General features: G+C 73.4%; 13 protein-coding genes and 1 riboswitch. Of the genes, 3 read left to right on the top strand and 10 right to left on the bottom strand.

Going from position 1 to position 17,094, the window contains the following annotated elements; translation table 11 throughout:
• The first annotated feature begins 188 nt into the window (after window positions 1-188).
• Window positions 189-1,418 carry a histidine-type phosphatase gene (locus EOE48_RS07495; RefSeq protein ID WP_127728169.1) on the top strand — a complete coding sequence of 410 codons (1,230 nt, stop codon included), beginning with the start codon at window positions 189-191 and terminating at the stop codon, window positions 1,416-1,418.
• Window positions 1,419-1,523: 105 nt separating this feature from the next.
• Here the strand turns inward: EOE48_RS07495 and EOE48_RS07490 are convergent, their stop codons facing one another.
• The 9 genes from EOE48_RS07490 to EOE48_RS07450 all read right to left on the bottom strand — a co-directional run bounded on the left by EOE48_RS07490 (window position 1,524) and on the right by EOE48_RS07450 (window position 13,659).
• Window positions 1,524-2,057, bottom strand: coding sequence for an isochorismatase family protein (locus tag EOE48_RS07490; RefSeq protein ID WP_127728168.1), 534 nt, complete (start codon window positions 2,055-2,057; stop codon window positions 1,524-1,526).
• Window positions 2,058-2,083: 26 nt separating this feature from the next.
• Window positions 2,084-5,503, bottom strand: coding sequence for an acyl-[ACP]--phospholipid O-acyltransferase (locus tag EOE48_RS07485; protein ID WP_127728167.1), 3,420 nt, complete (start codon window positions 5,501-5,503; stop codon window positions 2,084-2,086).
• Window positions 5,504-5,856: 353 nt separating this feature from the next.
• Window positions 5,857-6,330, bottom strand: a complete 474-nt coding sequence (locus tag EOE48_RS07480) for a DUF2243 domain-containing protein (RefSeq protein WP_127728166.1) — start codon at window positions 6,328-6,330, stop codon at window positions 5,857-5,859.
• Window positions 6,331-6,392: 62 nt separating this feature from the next.
• Window positions 6,393-7,427: a patatin-like phospholipase family protein gene (locus tag EOE48_RS07475; RefSeq protein ID WP_246154023.1), complete on the bottom strand. Its 1,035-nt coding sequence runs from the start codon at window positions 7,425-7,427 to the stop codon at window positions 6,393-6,395.
• 79 nt (window positions 7,428-7,506) lie between these two features.
• The gene (locus tag EOE48_RS07470) at window positions 7,507-8,946 is read right to left on the bottom strand and encodes a PepSY domain-containing protein (RefSeq protein WP_127728164.1); all 1,440 of its coding nucleotides are present in this window, start codon (window positions 8,944-8,946) and stop codon (window positions 7,507-7,509) included.
• Complete coding sequence (locus EOE48_RS07465) at window positions 8,946-11,126, bottom strand: TonB-dependent receptor (protein ID WP_127728163.1); 2,181 nt, start codon at window positions 11,124-11,126, stop codon at window positions 8,946-8,948. The genes EOE48_RS07470 and EOE48_RS07465 overlap by 1 nt, the downstream gene beginning before the upstream one ends.
• Window positions 11,127-11,239: 113 nt before the next feature.
• A riboswitch (cobalamin riboswitch) is annotated at window positions 11,240-11,434 on the bottom strand.
• 77 nt (window positions 11,435-11,511) lie between these two features.
• A complete protein-coding gene (locus EOE48_RS07460) occupies window positions 11,512-11,994 on the bottom strand; it encodes a nucleoside deaminase (protein ID WP_127728162.1) in 483 nt (160 codons plus the stop codon).
• Complete coding sequence (locus EOE48_RS07455) at window positions 11,991-12,881, bottom strand: NAD(P)H-hydrate dehydratase (protein ID WP_127728161.1); 891 nt, start codon at window positions 12,879-12,881, stop codon at window positions 11,991-11,993. Before EOE48_RS07455 ends, EOE48_RS07460 begins: the two co-directional genes overlap by 4 nt.
• A gap of 13 nt (window positions 12,882-12,894) precedes the next feature.
• Window positions 12,895-13,659, bottom strand: coding sequence for a histidine phosphatase family protein (locus EOE48_RS07450; protein WP_127728160.1), 765 nt, complete (start codon window positions 13,657-13,659; stop codon window positions 12,895-12,897).
• Between the two features lie 157 nt (window positions 13,660-13,816).
• Here EOE48_RS07450 and glcF point away from each other — a divergent pair, with 157 nt between their 5' ends.
• Both glcF and EOE48_RS07440 read left to right on the top strand, forming a co-directional pair.
• Complete coding sequence (gene glcF / locus EOE48_RS07445) at window positions 13,817-15,160, top strand: glycolate oxidase subunit GlcF (RefSeq protein ID WP_127728159.1); 1,344 nt, start codon at window positions 13,817-13,819, stop codon at window positions 15,158-15,160.
• A gap of 70 nt (window positions 15,161-15,230) precedes the next feature.
• Window positions 15,231-15,710, top strand: coding sequence for a YbaK/EbsC family protein (locus EOE48_RS07440; protein ID WP_127728158.1), 480 nt, complete (start codon window positions 15,231-15,233; stop codon window positions 15,708-15,710).
• 135 nt (window positions 15,711-15,845) lie between these two features.
• On the opposite strand, the gene EOE48_RS07435 is transcribed toward EOE48_RS07440, so the two are convergent.
• A complete protein-coding gene (locus tag EOE48_RS07435) occupies window positions 15,846-17,051 on the bottom strand; it encodes a lytic murein transglycosylase (RefSeq protein ID WP_127728236.1) in 1,206 nt (401 codons plus the stop codon).
• Window positions 17,052-17,094: the final 43 nt, after the last annotated feature.

Genomic DNA, 17,094 nt, shown 5'->3' with positions numbered 1-17,094 from the left:
GGTGCCGGCCCGCCGCGCAGTCCGGTCTTCACGATGTTTCCGGGTTGCTGCGGATTGCAGCCGGGAATCCGCGGGACGCCGCCGGTGCGGAAACCGGATCCGGGCGGCCGGGCCGCTAGGACTGGGCCCGACGCACCTCGCGGCCGGCCAGCGGCGGGGCGCCCGCCCGCGACCCGAGGTTTCCCGCGATGATCCGGCATCTGCTCGATGTTCTGTGCTCCCGCCGCCTTCTCGGCGGCGCCGCTCTCGCCGGAGCGATCCTGACCGCGTCCCCCGGGGCCGCGCTGGTGCTCGACCGTGTGGTGCTGATCCAGCGTCACGGCGTGCGCGCACCGACCCAATCGCCGGAGGCGCTCGCCCGCTTCAGCGAGCGCGGCTGGCCGGGCTGGCCGGTCGGCGCCGGCGAGCTGACGCCGAAGGGCGCCCGGGTGGTGGGCCTCGTCGCCGACGCCATCCGGGCCGGCTACGTCGCCCGGGGGCTGCTGCCCGCGCAGGGCTGCCCCGGCGAGGCGCTCGCGGTGTGGGCCGACGGCCGCGTCCGGCGGACCCGGGAGAGCGGCCGCGAGATGGCCGACCGGCTCGCCCCCGGCTGCGGCGTCCCGGTCGGGGCCAAGCCGGACGGCACGCGGGACCCGGTGTTCGATTCGTTCTCCGAGACCTGCCGCCTCGACCCCGAGGCGACCCGCGCCGCCATCGCGGAGACGTTCGGCGGCGGCCTGACCGACCCGGCGACCGACACGGCGGTGCGGGCGGTCTGGGCGATCCTGCGCCCCGGCGAGACGCCCGGCCCGTCCTCGGTCGCGGTGAAGCACGACGGCGTCGAACTGAAGGGACCTCTGAGCGTCGCCGCGCCGGCCTCCGAGATCATGCTGCTGGAATACGCCCAGGGCCTGCCGCCCGCCGAGATCGGCTGGGGCCTCGCGACCACTCCGGCGCAGATCGGCCCATTGCTCCCCGCCCGCAACCGGGGCGAGGCGATCACGGGACGCCTGCCCGCCGTGAGCCTGCGGCGGGGTGCCGCCATGGCCCGGCTGATGCTCGCGGCCCTCGCGGGCGAGACCCGGGCGGCCGACCCGGCGGTCGGGCCCGGCACGCGGCTGCTGGCGCTGGCCGGGCACGACACCAACCTCGTCAACATGGCGGGGGTGTTCGGGGTCGACTGGACGCTGCCGGGCCAGCCGGACCGCGCCGCCCCCGCCACCGCCTTCGCCCTCGAAGGCTGGCGCGACGAGGCGACCGGCGAGCGGCGGGTCGGCCTCACCCTGTGGTACGCCGAACTCGACGGCATGCGCGCCCTCGACCCCGCCAAGGTGCACGCCGTCCCGGTGCCGCTCCCCGGCTGCGAGAACGGACTGTGCCCGCTGACGGACCTGCGCCAGCGGATCCTGAGCCGCATCCCGTCGGAATGCGGACGCTAAGCAGATTTCGCAAAAGTGATTGCCCGTTTTGCGGCAAAAATCTGCGACACAACAAAAATCCAAGCGGACGAAGCGTCGGCTTGCCAACGCAAGTCTGCTTAGACCCTACTTCACCAGCGCGACCACATCCTTGAACAGCGGATCCGCGGCGCTCTCCAGCCACTCGAACACCACCATCTCGACGGTGACGATCTCGGCGCCGTGCGCCGTCATCCGGCGCAGGGCGGCGGCGCGGCTGGCGGGCGCCCGCGAGCCGACCGCGTCCTCGACCACGAAGACCCGGCGCCCGGCCTCGATCAGCCCGGCGACGGTCTGGAGCACGCAGACATGCGCCTCGCAGCCGGCCACCACCACGTCGGGCCGGTCCGGCAGGCAGGCGAGGAACCCCTCGGCCCGGGTCGCCGAGAAGGCGCGCTTCTCCAGCACCGGATGCGACCCGGCCTCCAGCTGCGGCACGGTGGCGCCGAGGCCCTTCGGGTTCTGCTCGGTCAGCAGCACCGGCACGCCGAGCCGCTCGGCCGCCCGCATTAGCCGCCCCGCCTGCGCCACCACGGCGGCGCCGTCCGCGATCGCCGGGACGAGGCGGGCCTGGAGGTCGACGACGAGGAGGGCCGAGCGGGTGCGCGACAGCAGCGGCATCGTCGAGGCTCCTTCGGACCCGCGGCTCACTCGGCCGCCTCGGCCGGCGCCCGCTCGCGCACCAGGGCGGTGACGGCGGAGAAGTCGGTCTTGCCCGAGCCGAGCTGCGGCAGCCGATCGACCACCAGGATCTCGGCCGGCACCGCCAGCTCGCTCGCGCCGACGGCGCGGGCATGGGCCTGGAACGCCGCGCGGGTGGCGTCGCGGCGCTCGGTGACGAGGATCAGCCGCTCGCCCTTGCGCGGGTCGGGGCGGGTGGCGACGGCGGAGGCGGCCTCCGGCCAGAGGTCGGCGGCCATCGCCTCGACGGCGGCGAGCGAGATCATCTCGCCGCCGACCTTGGCGAAGCGCTTGGCCCGGCCCCGAATGGTGACGAAGCCGGCCTCGTCGATGGAGACGATGTCGCCGGTGTCGTGCCAGCCTCCGGGCGGCGGCTCCAGCACGCCGGGCTTCTCGGCCCGCAGGTAGCCCAGCATCACGTTGGGACCGCGCACGAACAGGCGCCCGCCCTCCTCGACCCCGGGCACGGGTTCGAGCCGTGCCTCCATGCCGGGCATGATCCGACCGACGGTGCCGAAGCGGTTGAACATCGGGGTGTTGAGGGCGAGCACCGGCGCGGTCTCGGTGACGCCGTAGCCTTCGAGGATCCGCAGGCCGAATTTCTCCGCGTAGACCTTGCGGGTCTGGGCCTTCACCGGCTCGGCCCCGGCCAAGATGTAGCGCAGGGAGCGGAAGTCGTAGGGGTGGGCGGCGCGGGCGTAGCCGGCGAGGAAGGTGTCGGTGCCGAACAGGATCGTGGCGTTGGAGCCGTAGACCAGTTCCGGCACCACCCGGTAGTGCAGCGGCGACGGGTAGAGGTAGACCGGCACGCCCGAGACCAGCGGCAGCACCAGCCCGACCGTCAGCCCGAAGGAGTGGAACACCGGCAGGACGTTGAACACCTTGTCGGTGCGGCCGAAATCGATCCGCGCCTGGGCCTGGGCGGCGTTGGCCAGCATGTTGCGGTGGGACAGCACCACGCCCTTCGGCGTGCCCTCGCTGCCGGAGGTGAACAGGATCGCCGCCGGGTCGTCCGGGCGGCGGGGATGGAGGGCGTGGCGCCAGTTCATCAGCCCGCCGAGCTTGTCGGCGAGCCCGACCGTGGCGCGGACGTCCTCAAGGTAGACGACGCGCAGGCGTTCGCCCAGAGCGGCGACCAGGGCATCGAGGCGGCCCTTCTCGACGAAGGCGCGGGACGTCACGATCGTGTCGACCTCGGCCGCTTTGCAGGCGCTGAGGATGGTCGTCGCGCCGGCGGTGAAGTTGATCATCGCCGGCACCCGCCCGGCCGACATCAGGGCGAGCACCGCCACCGCCGCGCCGTTGGCGTTGGGCAGCATCACCCCGACCGCTCCGCCAACGGGGGCGAGGGGCGCGAGCTTGCCCGCGAGCACCCGGGTGCCGAGGAGGAGCTTGCGGTAGGTCAGCGAGCCCGCGACCGGATCCTCGACCGCCTTGCGGCCGGCGCCCTCGCGCTCGGCGGCCTGCACCACCGCCTCGAACACCGTGCGGTCGGTGGGCGCGGTGCGAAAGATCAGGTCGGACATCACGCCGTAGAGCGCGGCGCCCGCCGCCTGCCGGCGCTGCTTGCCCTTGAGCGCCGGATCGACCGCGAGGCGCACCGGTTCCAGCACCGTGACGGTGATCTCCGGCCACCAGCGCCGGCGCACCTGGGCGCGCGAGAGGCGCGAGAACAGGGTCCGCTCCGGCCCCTCGATCTTTACCGGCACCACGACCGCGCCGGACTTGTCGGCGATCAGCCCGGCGCCGTCGTAGACCTTCATCAGGCTCCCGGTCACGGTGAGCCGGCCCTCGGGGAAGATGATGAGGGTCTCGCCGGCCCTGACCGCGTTGATGAGCTTGCGGGTCGCCAGCGGCTTGGTCGGGTCGAGCGGCAGCGCCTTGGTCAGCCACACGAACGGGCGCACCCACCAGCGCTTGGCGATGCCGTGGTCGATGGCGAAGACCGGCTCCTCCTCCATCAGCGACAGGGCGAGGCCGCCGTCGAGGAAGCTGACGTGGTTGAGGGCGACGATCGCGCCCGGGCCGGCCTTCTCCAGGTTCTCGATCCCGCGCACCTCCATGCGGTAAAAGGCGCGAAACAGGATCGACAGGAAGTCGCGGAACGGACTCGTCGGCAGCACCGCGAGCACGGCCGCGCCGGCCGCGAGGTTGGCGAGCGCCACGATGAGGAACAGCGCGCCCCCGGAGAAACCGGCACCCTGCAACGCCGCGATGCCGGCGGCGCCGAGGACGATGAGCGCGGCCGAGAGCACGTTCGAGGCGGCGATGACCCGGGCGCGGCGCTCCTTCGGGGTCCAGGCCTGGAGCGCGGCGAAGGACGGCACGATGAACAGGCCGGCGGCGGCCGCCAGCCCGACAAAGTCGAGGCCGAGCCGCACCCCGCGCCACGAGGCGAAGAAGTCGAGGGCGCCGACCGGCACCGCCGCAGGCGGCGGCGCGCTCCAGGCCAGCACCGCGATGTCGAGGGAGAACGCCGCCATGGCGAAGGCAGCGAGCGGGGTCGGCAGCAGCACGATGCGCCCGGCGGCGAGCCACGAGGCGAGGCCCGAGCCCAGCGCGACGCCGATCGAGAACAGCGCCAGCATCGCCGTCACCACGGTCTCGTCGCCGCCGAAGGTCGCCTTGGCGACCACCGGCAGCAGGGCGAGCACCACCGCGCCGACGAGCCAGAACCAGCAGGTGATGAGCCCGGTGCGCCACAGCCGGGTGTCCGCGTAGAGGTCGCGCACGAGGCTCGCCGTCGAGCGCAGGACGTTGCGGTCGACGGCCAGCGTCGGGGCCGCCTCGCCGGTGGCCGGGATCATCAGGCTCGCGGCCCAGCACAGGACGGCGAAGCCCATCACCAGGGCGCCGAAGATCGGCGCGCCGCCATGGGTCACCGCGAGCCCGCCCGCGATGGTGCCGGTGAGGATGGCGAGGAAGGTCGCGGCCTCGACCAGCGCGTTGCCGGCGGGCAGTTCCGCCTTGGCGAGGTGGTCGGGCAGGATGCCGTACTTGATCGGCCCGAACAGGGCGGCGATCGACCCGAACATCACCAGGGCCACGAACAGCACCGGCACCGAGGCGAGGAAGAAGCCGAGCACCGCGACGCCGGCGGCGGCGATCTCCGCCGCCTTGAGCCGGCGGGCGACCCGCGCCTTGTCGTAGCGGTCGGCGAGTTCGCCGCCGAGCCCCGAGAGCAGGAAGAACGGCGCGATGAAGGCCGCCCCGGCGAGCGTCACCAGGGCGCCCCCGCCGCCCTCGACCCCGCCGCCCGTGCCGTGGACTCCGAACAGGATCAGGAACACCAGGGCGTTCTTGAGGAAGTTGTCGTTGAAGGCGGAGAAGAACTGGCACCAGAACAGCGGCGCGAACCGCCGCGAGGCCATCAGCGATCGGGACATGGTGGTGACGCGCCCTCGTCGGTGGCGGGAGGCCGGACCTGCGAGCCCGCAGGCGCATCGAGGCCGAAGGGCCCAGTCTAGCAGAGGTTGGAGCATTCGCCGAAGCGAGCCCCGGCAAAGGGACCGGCCTCCGGCTCGGACCGGCCCGGTCGAGGCCGGCTTCGTCGCATCGACGCATGCGCAGGCCGCCCCGCCTCAACGGCCTCCTCAGCCCGGCAGGCAGCGCAGCAGCAGCCAGTCGTCGAGCCCGAGCGCCACCCCGAACAGCAGTGGCCGCCATGCCGGCATCGTCGCGAGGACAAGGCCCGCCAAGAGGACGAGCCAGGGCAGGCCCCGGCGCAGGCGCGCCGCCGTCATGTCCGTGCGGCCCGCACCCACCCCAGGCCGAGGGCCAGCATCGCGGCGCCCCAGGCCAGGAAGCCGAGATCCCACAGCCACCACTCCGCCCGCGGCCGCAACTCGTTGACGTGGTGGACGCCGAGCACCGCGTGGTCGACCAGCCCCTCGACGAGGTTGAACAGGCCCCAGCCGACCAGCAGCGACCCGGCGAGCCCCCGGCCCGACCAGCGCAGCGGGCGGATCCGGCCGCGGCGCCACAGCACGAACAGGCCGAGCACCACGAACACGTAGGTCGCGCTGTGGAAGATCCCGTCCCACAGGGTGTTGCGTTCGAGGTTCTCGACCGAGGTGATCGGGTACCAGGTGCTCAGCATGTGGTGCCATTGCAGCACCTGATGCAGCACGATCCCGTCGAAGAACCCGCCGAGCCCGAGGCCGAGCAGGATCCCGGCCGGGACGGGGAATGATCGTCCGCTCGCGTCCGCCATGCCGTCGCCCTCCGTGCCCGGGAGGCTTCGGCGCATCGGAGGGGCCGTCGCAATGCCGGATGTTAACCCGGCTCGCCCGAACCGTGCAGGCTGACGACGCGCAGGCGCCGCTCGCGCGGGCCCGGCCGCCCGACGCGCGCGGAGATCGCCGCGACGTCGCGGCGGCCGGCCTCCCAGCGGTCGCGGATCGAGGCCGGCGAGTAGTCGAAGCTCTTGGCCGCCAGCTCGTCGGCGCCGGCCTGATAGACCGAATGGACCAGCGTGATCGCGGGGCCGTCGGGCCGCAATTGCTGCCGCAGGGCGTATTCGCGGTCGAGGGCCGCGAGGGTCCGCCGGCCGGCGCTGGCGAAGATGAGGTCGTTCGCCCGCTCCAGCACCGCGTCGAGGGAGGCCGGCGGCGGCGCCCGCAGGCTGAACAGCTCCAGGGCGAGGCAGACCAGGTCCCGCTCGGGCTCGCCGGCGAAGACCGGATCGAGGGGCAGGTTGTTGGTGTAGCCGGCATCGCACAGCACCCGCCCGTCGATCGCGACCGGCGGAAAGGCCGGCATGATCGCGGTGCTGGCGAGGATGTGCTCGGGCCGGATCCGCTCGCGGGCGCTGTCGAACAGCACCTCCTCGCCGGTGGCGAGGTCGACGCACGCGACGGTGAAGCGGATCTCGCCGCCGTTGAGCCGCTCGAAATCGACCAGCCGGGCCAGGGTGTCGAGCATCGGCCCGTGGTCGAACAGCGCGACGTCGTTCGGCACGAACGGCAGCGCCGACCACAGGCCGGGCCAGCGATGGCGAAACAGGTTCGGCCGGCCCCAGGCCAGGGCCGCGAGCGCGTGCAGCCCGTTATAGACCTGCCGCGGCCGGCCCGGAATCGCCGGATCGGGCCCGGTATGCTGGCGCGTCTCGTCCCAGAACCGGCGCAGCCGCGCGACCCGGTCCTCAGGGGCGTTGCCGGCGATGATCGCGCCGGTGACCGCGCCGACCGAGGCGCCGACGATCCAGCCCGGCAGGAGGCCCCGCTCGCTCAGCGCCTCGAAGGCACCGGCATGGTAGGCGCCGAGCGCATTGCCGCCCCCGAGCACGAGGGCGAAGGCGGGATCGTTCAACGACGGATCGAGCGGAAGCGGGCCGGACAAGGCGGGAACACACCATTGCAACCACAGAGCGAGCGGGCAACGGTCTCGCTCAAATCCGGTTCCGGCGCAGGCGGCGCCAGCCGACCACGGTGCCGGAGACCGACACCACCATCCCGGCGGCGATGATCCCCCACAGCAGCAGGTCCCGGGCCGCTCGATGGCGCAGCAGGATGCCGAGATCGAAGCTGTGCGGGGCGTGGAACAGCCAGCGGTAGACACGGCCGCTGCGGTCGAGCCGGTCGAGCACCTCGCCGGTGACCGGGTCGAGGTGGAACCACGTCGCCGCCGGGTCGTCGAAGGCGACCCGCAGCACCGGCAGGCGGGGCGGGCGGTGGTGGGCGTACCAGTACGCATCCTCCTCGCTGAGCAGGGTCGTGACGGGCGGCGGCGCCTCCGGCAGCAGAAGCCGCGCCGCCCGGGCGATGCGCGCCCGCATCGCCTCGGGCGGCTCCGCCGGCGCGACCGTGAGACCCGCCCCGCGGCAGGCGATCAGCGCCCGCGCCGCGCCGCCGATCCGGGCGAACCGGACCTCGACCGGATCGCGGCAGGCACCCGCCCGCACCGCGTCGAGGTCGAGGGCGGTCGGGGCGGTGTTGCCGGCGTAGCTCTCCAGCATCGCCCGCGACGGCGCCCGCGGCCCGAACCACCGGTTCGGGTTCACCGACAGCCAGCCGCTCGCCACGAAGGTGACGAGCGTCACCCCGCCGACGAGGCCGCCGAGATGGTGCCACGCCGCCCAGCCGCGATGGGGCGTGAGACGAAAGCCGCGGCGCGGGCGCAGGCGCAGCAGGCCGACGACCAGCCCCGTCACCGCCCCGGCGGTCGCGATGCCGGACACCCACAGCACCACGTCGCGCCACAACGCCGCCTGTGCCCGCAGGGGCGTGAGGTAGATCCAGTGCGGGATCGCCCCGAACCAGTTCCACAGCCGCTCCCGCGCGCTGGTATCGAGCGCGACCTCGCCGGTCCGGGCCGAGACGTACAGCACGGTGTCGTCCGGGTCGCCCAGCGCGACGCGGTGAAACGGCCGCAGGGGATCGTAGCGCGCGGTCACCGACCACTGGTCGCGCTCCACCGGGTCGAGCGGCCGTGGCCGCACCGCCCGCGGGTCGTGCGCCGCGGCCGCGACGGCCGACGCCTCCGGCACCGCGGCGAGGGGCGATCCGGTCACCGCCGAGACCGCGTGCCGGGTGCCGTCCCAGGCGGTGACCCGGTAGACCGGCCCGCCGTCCTGCATCTCCAGCCGGAGCGCGCGGGGGAAGTCCGTCTGCCCGGCGGCCGCGAGGGCGGCGTCGGGCGTCACCGCCACCCGGTCGAGGGCGAGGACCGGCAGGCCGGCCCGGCGCTCCTCCTCGGTCAGGGCCGGGAAGCCGACCGACATCATCACCAGCCCGGACCCGAACCAGACGACGAACAGCAGGCAGGTGACGATGCCGAGCCAGCGGTGGCCGAGAATCAGCCACCGCTTGAGCCGCTTGGCGGGCCGCATCAGAACGCCACGCTGTAGGCGACCTCGAACGAGCGCGGCCGTCCGAGCAGCCACGCGGTGCTCGACCCGGTGATCGCGTAGGTCTCGTCGGTGAGGTTGTAGGCCCGCAGGCTCAGGCGCGACGCCTCGGTGACGCGGTAGTCGAGCGTGGCGTTGACCACCGCATAGGCGTCGCGCCGGGCGGTGTTGGCGAAGTCGCCGTAGGTCTCGCCGACCACCTGCACGCCGGCCCGGGCCTCCCAGCGCGGGGCGAAGGCCCAGGTCAGCCACAGGTTGCCGACGAGTTCCGGCACGTTCTGCGGCTGGTTGCCGGCATAGGACACCGCGACGCCGCCGACCGACTGGGCGAAGCGGTCGTATTGCGCGTGCAGCAGCGCGAGGTTGCCCTCGACCCGCCATTCGTCCGAGAGGCCGAGCGACACGAACGCCTCGACGCCCTGCGCCGACTGGCTCCCGACCTGCACCGCGATGCCGGGAGTGTTGATGTCGACCGTGATGAGGTTGTCCTTGGTGATGCGGTAGCCGGCGAGGGTGAACTCGCCGCGCCCGCCCCAGAACGCCTGCTTGACGCCGATCTCGACCTGCCGGCCGGTCGAGAGCCGGAAATCGCGCTGCGAGACCGGCAGGCTGATGAGGCCGGTGACCGGATCGACCGCCGTGGCGTACTGGACGTACAGCGCCGAATCGGGGGTCGGGTTGAACACCGCCCCGACCCGGTAGGTGAGGGCCTGGAAGCTCCGGCTGAAGTCGTTGGCGGGGTTGCGCAGGTCGCTGCGCCGGATCGTCGGCGCCTCGTAGCGCAGGCCGGCGACGAGCGAGAGCCGGTCGGTCAGAAAAAGCCGGTCCTCGGCGAAGAGCGCGGCCTGATCGGTCGAGGAGCGGTAGTCGGGCCCGGTGAGGTTCACGCGCAGGAACGCCCCCGGATCGAAGGCGAACGGATCGACCCGGCTGACGCCGCCATAGGGCGCGTTGTTGTTGCGCTGGAAGTCGATGTGGTTGACCTCGAACCCGACCAGCCCCTCGTTGCGCAGCCCGAACAGGCTGCCGCGCAGCGCGACGTCGAAGCGGTTGCCGATCTGCGCCTGATCGTGGGTGATCTCGATGTAGTCGCGGCGCTCGACCCGACGCAGGCCCGGCAGGGTGGCGTAGGTCTCGACGTTGCGCCAGTGCCGGTTCGAAGTGAGGTAGTAGGCGGTGTTGCGCACCGTGATGTCGGCGCTCGGATTCCACTCGGTCTTGAGCTGGGTCCAGTTGTCCCGGAACCGAATCAGGCCGTCGTCGACGTTGTAGTTGCGAAGCCGCGTGCGCGGATCGATGCCGCCGGCGATGAGCGGCGTGCCGAAGTAGCGCATCGGCTCCTGGTAGCCGAAATCGTGCGACAGGCTGACCGCGAGGTCGGGCGCGGCCTGCCACAGCAGGGCGCCCGAGACCGCGATGTTCTGGAACTCGCCGTTCTCGCGCAGCCAGCCGGCGGCGCGGTTGGCGCTGACGTTGAGCCGGTAGGCGACGCTCTCGCCGAGCGGCCCGCCGCTGTCGAGGGCGAGCCGCGTCACCGCGTCCGACCCGACCGCCGCCCGGGCCTCGTTGATCGCCACGAAGGTTGGCGTCTTCGGCACCACGTTGACGACGCCGCCGATCGCGCCCTCACCGTACAGGACCGAGGCCGGGCCGCGCAGCACCTCGATCCGGTCGACGTTCCAGGTGTCGAACGGGAAGGTGATGGTGCCGTTGCCGACGAACAGGCGGGTGCCGTCGTAGAGCTGCATCACCGAGTTCAGCCCGGGGAAGCCGCGCGAGGTGTAGGAGGTGAAGCCGTTGCCCGGCGCGGCGATCGAGGTGATGCCGGTGGCGTTCTGGGTCACCGCCTCGGCGACCGTCTCCTGGCCGCGCTCGCGGATCTTCTGGCCCGGGATGATCTCGAGGCTGGCCGGCGTCTCGATCGGGCTGAGGCCGAGCCGGCTGCCGCTGCGGCTCGGCGTGGTCAGGTTCAGGCCGGCCGGGGCCGCCGTGTAGGGGGCGGAGCCGCGTCCCGCGACCGAGATCGCGTCGAGGGCGATGGTCCCGGCCTCCTGGGCCGAGGCAGGCTGGGCCGAGGCGGGCGCTGCGGACAGGCCGGCGGAGACGAGGAGCAGGCGCGCGAGGCGCCGCTCCGGCGAGCGGTGACGGGGGAGGACAGGCACGGTGGTGGGACCCGGGACGGCAGTGGCACGTCACCGCGAACCAGAAGACGCGCCGGGCCGCCCGCGGGCGTCCGGTTCGGCTACCATCAGGACACCCCGCCCGACGTGCTCGCGTGTGACCACGGCTGACGGCAGGTCTCCTGGCTCGCGGGTCGTCGCCCGCCACCGTCTTCCCAGGGCTCGGACCCCAGTGACGTGGTGGTGGAGGGCTCGCCGCTCACAGTTGCGGGGGCAGCCGCGGCCTCGGGCGTGAGCCCTCACCGCGTTCCCTTTTGATCCCCGAGGGGAACCGTCGCTGTGACAGTATCCGCGGCCTGCGCGCGGTCAACCGGCGATGCCCGGCAAGGTTGAATCCACCCACCGGGATTCGCCGGGTGTGGCGGTTCTACAGCCAGTCGAAGAGCCGCATCACCGCCAGGGCCTCGTCGCGCAACACGTCGCCCTCGACCTCCACCGCCCGCCAGCCCGGGCGCCCGTCGATCCAGGCCGCGGCCTTGGCGAGGTCGGCGTCGAACAGGCGCTGCGCCCCGGGCACGTCGGTGCCGCGGGCGGCGAAGACGACCCGGCGCAGGCGCATCTGCGCGATCACCACCGTGCACATCAGGCACGGCTCGCAACTGGTGTAGAGCGTGCAATCCTCCAGCGGCCCGCGCTCGCCGAGCCGCCCCCAGGCGTCGCGCAGAGCCACCATCTCGCCGTGGGCGGTCGGGTCGTGGTGGGCCCGCACGGTGTTGTGGCCCTCGCCGACGACCCGGCCCGCCGCATCGACCACCACCGCGCCGAACGGCGCCTGCCCCTTCGCCACCGCCTCCTCGGACAGGGCGATCGCCCGGCGCATGAACGCCGCCTCGTCTGCCGGGCCGCTCACGCCTCGCGTCCGGTCTCGTGCAGCAGCCGCGGCACCTCGGCGCCGAGTTCGCGGGCCAGGAACCCGACCGGGCCGTGGGAGCGGGCCAGCCGCCGCCCGGCCTCGCCGTGGAGATGGACCCCCCACAGGGCGGCCTCGGCCACCGGCGCGCCGCGGGCGATCAGGCCGGTGACGAGGCCAGCGAGCACGTCGCCCGACCCGGAGGTGGCGAGCCCGACCCCGCCGCCGGCATAGCTCCAGGCCCGGCCGTCCGGGGCGACGATGCAGGTGCGGGCGCCCTTCATCACCACCACCGCGCCGAACCGGTCCGCCGCTTCGCAGGCCGCTGCGAGGGGATCGTCCTCGATCGCCTCGCGCTCGCGCCCGAGCAGCTTCGCCATCTCGCCGGCATGGGGCGTCATCACCACCCGGCCGCCGCAGGAACGGACGGTTTCGGGGTGGTCCGGCAGCCCGTCGAGGGCGGCGGCGTCGAGGACGAAGCTCGCCTCGTCGCCGGCGAGCAGGGCTTCGGTCAGCGCCACCGTCGCGTCGCCCTGCGCCATCCCGGGCCCGACCAGCACCGCGTCGCAACGGCCGATCCGCGGCACCAGCCGCTCGATCGCCGGCTCCGCCTCAAGCCCGCCCTCCGGCGTCTCGGGAAAGCCGATCACCAGCGCCTCGGGGATCGCCAGGGCGAGCCCCTGGGCGCAGGACGCCACGGTGGCGACCTGGACCTTGCCGGCGCCGGCCCGCAGCACCGCGTTGGCGGCGAGCAGCACTCCGCCCGGCACCTCGACGCTGCCGCCGATCACCATGGCGCGGCCGCGCTCGTCCTTGCTGCCGGCATCCAGCCGGGGCAGGGGCATGCGTCGGAGCAGGTCGGGCGTGAGTTCGGTCGGCGTCGGCATGGTGTCGCCTCCTTCAGCGCGCGGCCTGATTGCGGTCGGGCTCGGCGGTCACCGGCGCGCCGCCCTCGGCCACGGGGGCGACGACGTTGTAGCGCCGCAGGGCCAGGGCGCCGGACTGCCCCAGCCGCGGGTCGAAGGCGTATTCGGTGACCGAGCAGTTGGCGACGTCGCCCTCGGCGTCGATCGCCAGGATCTCGTCCTCGGTCATCCGCTCGATGAGGTAGCGCAGGCACAGGACCACGACCTGATGCGCGACGATCAGCACCCGCTGCCCGGGATAGTGCAGCGAGATCGTGTCGAGGCTGCTGCGCAGGCGCAGGATCACGTCGCACCAGCTCTCGCCGCCTGGCGGCCGGTGGTAGAACTTGCCGAGCAGACGGCGCAGCTCGGCCTGCTCGGGATGCAGCTCGACGATGCCGGCCCGGGTCAGCCGGTCGAGGATGCCGAACTCCTTCTCGCGCAGCCGCTCGTCGACGACGAAATCCGGCATCGGCTCGGCCAGCCCGCCGGCCTCGCGGATCAGCGCCGCGGTGCGCTCGGCGCGCACGTAGGGCGAGGTCAGCACCACGTCGGGCCGCTCGGAGGCCGGCATCGCGGAGAACCACGCGCCCAGCGCCCGGGCCTGCCGCTCGCCGCGGGGGCTCAGCGGCACGTCGACGTCGCGCTCGTCGATGGCGATGCGCGCGAGCCCGGCCCGGTCGGCCTCGTCGCGGGCGACGTTGCCGGCGCTCTCGCCGTGGCGAACGATCCAGATCCGGTCCGGCCAAAGCTGCGACATCGTTCACCTGCGTTAAGGACGCCCACCAACGTCGCGGGGAGGCGATCGGTTCGCGCGGCGGGCGGGAAACCCGGCGGCGCGGCATCGCCACGCTCCCCGCAGGCTGAAAATGTTCTAGAAAGGGGCGCAGACGAAGAAACGCCGCCGAGGAACCGCCGTGCAGACCAGCTTCACCCCCGCGCAGCTCGCCGACCCGGCCATGGCGGCCTCGGAGAAGATCCTGCGCACCTGCGTGCATTGCGGCTTCTGCACCGCGACCTGCCCGACCTACCTGATGCTCGGCGACGAGCTCGATTCGCCGCGCGGCCGCATCTACCTCATCAAGGACATGCTGGAGGGCGGCAAGGCGGCGACGCCGGAGGTGGTCAAGCACGTCGACCGCTGCCTGTCGTGCCTGTCCTGCATGACCACCTGTCCGTCCGGGGTGCATTACATGCACCTCGTCGACCACGCCCGCTCGCACATCGAGCAGACCTACCGCCGCCCGCTCGGCGACCGCCTGATGCGGGAGGTGCTGGCGCGGGTGCTGCCCTATCCGAACCGCTTCCGCCTCGCGCTCCTCGCCGCTGCCGCGGCGCGGCCGTTCCGCGCGGTCGCCGCGCGGGTGCCGGGCCTCGGCAGCCGGCTTGCCGCGATGCTCGACCTCGCGCCCTCGCCGCTGCCGGGGCGCGGCGCCGGCGACCGGCCCGGCACCTTCCCGGCGCCGGGCCCCCGGCGCGGCCGGGTGGCGCTGCTGCGCGGCTGCGCCCAGAGCGTGCTGCGGCCGGACTTCAACGAGGCGGCGATCCGGCTGCTCAACCGCCACGGCATCGAGGTGGTGCAGGCCAAGGGGGAGGGGTGCTGCGGCGCGCTCACCCACCACATGGGCCGCGAGGCGTCGTCGCACGCGCTGGCGCGGCGCACCATCGACGCCTGGATCGCCGAGATGGACGGGCCGGGCCTCGACGCGATCGTGGTCACGGCGTCGGGCTGCGGCACGACGATCAAGGATTACGGCTTCATGTTCCGCGACGACCCGGCCTATGCCGAGAAGGCGAGGCGGGTGTCGGCGCTGGCCAAGGACGTGACCGAGTACGTCACGAGCCTCGGCCTGTCCGAGCCGGTGGTCGAGACCGACCTCGTCGTCGCCTACCACTCGGCCTGCTCGATGCAGCACGGCCAGGGCCTGCGCACCGAGCCGAAGGCGCTGCTCAAGCGCGCCGGCTTCACCGTGAAGGACGTGCCGGAGGGCCACATCTGCTGCGGCTCGGCCGGGACCTACAACATCCTCCAGCCGGAACTCGCCGGGCGCCTGCGCGAGCGCAAGGTCGCCAACATCGAGCGGATCAAGCCCGACCTGATCGCCACCGGCAACATCGGCTGCGCCACGCAGATCGGGAAGGGCACCGCGATCCCGATCGTCCACACCGTCGAACTGCTCGACTGGGCCACCGGCGGCCCGCGCCCGGCCGCCCTCGACGGGCTGCCGGACCGGCGCCCGGCGCTCGCGGCGGCGGAGTAGGCGAGCCGGGCTTGCCCGGGGACGACCGGGCGGCGCAAACAGGCTCCTTCCCCGACACGGAGCCCCCAGCGTGAGCCTCGCATCCGTCCGCGCGCACCTCGCCGCGATCGCCCCCGACCTCACCGTGATCGAGACCGAGGCGAGTTCGGCCACGGTGACGCTGGCGGCGCAGGCGCACGGCGTCGAGCCGGCGCGGATCGCCAAGACGCTGTCGCTGCGGGTCGGCGAGCGGGTGCTGCTGGTGGTGGCGCGGGGCGACGCCCGGCTCGACAACCGCAAGGTGAAGGCGGCGTTCGGCGGCAAGGCGCGGATGCTCGGGCCGGAGGAGGTCGAGACTCTCACCGGCCATCCGGTCGGCGGCGTGTGCCCGTTCGGGCTCGTCGCGCCGCTGCCGGTCTATTGCGACGTCGGGCTGAAGGCCTTCGACGAGGTGGTGCCGGCGGCGGGCTCGCCCAACAGCGCGGTGCGGCTGTCGCCCGACCGGATGGCGGACCTCGCCGGCGCGCAGTGGGTCGACGTGTGCCAGGAGGCCGATGCCGGGTCAGCGTAGCGAACCCGGTGACGGGGCGATGCGACGGCGAAGCATCGGGACGTCGTCGCGCGCACGCCGTCCCCGGGAGGCCCGCGCGCCCGTTCGAGTGCCACGGTTCCACGGGGCGGCCGAGCCCGATGCGGCGGCCTCCCCTCAGCGCAGGGCCTGCAGCACCTTGGCGCCCGGGCGCCCAGTCGGGGTCATGCCGAGGCGGCGCTCGACGTCCTTGATCGCGTCGCGGGTCTTGGAGCCGACCCGGCCGTCCGGCTCGCCGACGTCGTAGCCCCGGGCCGCGAGGGCGACCTGGAGCTGGCGCCGCTCGGCCCGCGACAGCGGCGGGTCGTCGGTCGGCCAGGCCGTGCGGATCCCGGCCTTGCCGCGCAGGCGGTCGGACAGCACCGCGATGGCGAGACCGTAGGATTCGGCGGCGTTGTAGGAGTAGATCGCGTCGAAGTTCTTCGTCACCAGGAAGGCCGGGCCCTCGATTCCGGCCGGCGCGATGATGCCGGCGGCATCGCCCCCCGAGAGCGGGCGCCCGTCGACCCGGGTCACGCCGAGGCTCGCCCAGTGCGCGACCGGGCGCTTGTTCTTGCGGCCGGCCGCCGCGAGGCTGAAGCCGTCCGGCAGCCGCACCTCGTAGCCCCAGGGGTGACCGTTGTTCCACTTGGCGACGCGCAGGAAGTTCGCGGTCGAGCCGAGGGCGTCGGGCACCGAATCGACGATGTCGCGCCGCCCGTCGCCGTCGAGGTCGACGGCGAGGCGGTGGTAGGTCGTCGGCATGAACTGGGTCTGGCCGAACGCGCCGGCCCACGAGCCGGTCAGGCGGCTGGCGTCGATGTCGCCGCGGTCGATGATCTTGAGCGTCGCCATCAGCTCGCCGCGGAAGAAGTCGCGGCGGCGGTTGCCGCTGCAGGCGAGAGTCGCGAGGGACTGGACCAGCGGCGACTTGCCGAGGTTCTTGCCGAAATTCGACTCCACGCCCCAGACCGCCGCGATGGTGTAGCGGTCGACGCCGTAGCGCGCCTCGGCCTGGGCGAGGGCGGAGGCGTGCTGGCGCATCGCCGCCTGCCCGTCCTCGACCCGCTCCTCGTCGACCAGCGCCGCCATGTAGTCCCAGATCGGCGTCTTGAACTCGGGCTGGAACTGCGACGACTCGATCACCTTCGGGTCGAAGCTGATGCCGGCCGTGGCGGAATCGAAGGTGCGGGCCGCGATGCCGCCGGCGACCGCCTGCTGGCGCAGGCCGGCGAGGCAGCCGCCGAAATCCGCCTGCGCCGCGGCCGGCATGGCGAAACCGGCAAGCCCGCAACCGGCAAGGCAGAGCAGGGCGGCAGCCCGTTCGCGCGCGCGCAGCATCATCATCGGCCTCGTCCCTCTTCCCCGACCAGAGCACGGGAATAGG

This window comes from Methylobacterium oryzihabitans (genome assembly GCF_004004555.2).
Classification (GTDB): domain Bacteria; phylum Pseudomonadota; class Alphaproteobacteria; order Rhizobiales; family Beijerinckiaceae; genus Methylobacterium; species Methylobacterium oryzihabitans.
This window is presented reverse-complemented; position numbering and strand designations above follow the sequence as displayed.